The following is a 636-nucleotide window of genomic DNA, read 5'->3' on the forward strand; positions in this document are numbered from 1 at the left end:
CGTGTTGCGCTCATATCGACGTCGACGCCGGATACCGAAGCCGCCGACACGACTGAGGACACTCAATCACCTGACCACGCTGGTCAGCAACACGAATACGACGGCCCGCCTGTCGAGGAAGGTGAACAGCGAGACGTTGAAATCGAGAATCTCGGTGACCAAGGTGACGGGATCGCGAAAGTCGAGCGCGGCTACGTTGTGATCGTTCCCGAAACGAGTGTCGGAGACCGAGTCACCGTCGAGATACAACAGGTGCGTGAGAACGTTGCGTTCGCTGATGTCGTTGATGACACCCTTCGCGAGGAAGTCTAGGACCACAGGTTGGCACGAACGGGTGGTTATTGCAAACTTCTCACACCACTACTCACTTCGCTCTTGTGTAGAGCTGCGGAAAGACGATTTAACATGTTGAACACCCACCGTAGTCCGGCGATTTGAACCCGAGATAGCGTACTCAATTCGGAGCTGGCACAACCAAACGACCTCTTTCCGCGTTTCTACATAAGAGCGGCGTGACGCTCTTGTGTAGAGCTGCGGAAAGACGATTTAACATGTTGAACACCCACCGTAGTCCGGCGATTTGAACCCGAGATAGCGTACTCAATTCGGAGCTGGCACAACCAAACGACCTCTTTC

At 54.2% G+C, this 636-nt stretch carries 1 protein-coding gene; it reads left to right on the forward strand.

Going from position 1 to position 636, the window contains the following annotated elements; all coding sequences use genetic code 11:
- The coding region (locus Z052_RS00700; protein ID WP_099288504.1) for a TRAM domain-containing protein at window positions 1–312 on the forward strand (312 nt) is incomplete at its 5' end.
- Window positions 313–636: the final 324 nt, after the last annotated feature.

Origin of the sequence: Halorubrum sp. C191, from assembly GCF_002727095.1 — an archaeon.
Taxonomy (GTDB): Archaea; Halobacteriota; Halobacteria; order Halobacteriales; family Haloferacaceae; genus Halorubrum; species Halorubrum ezzemoulense.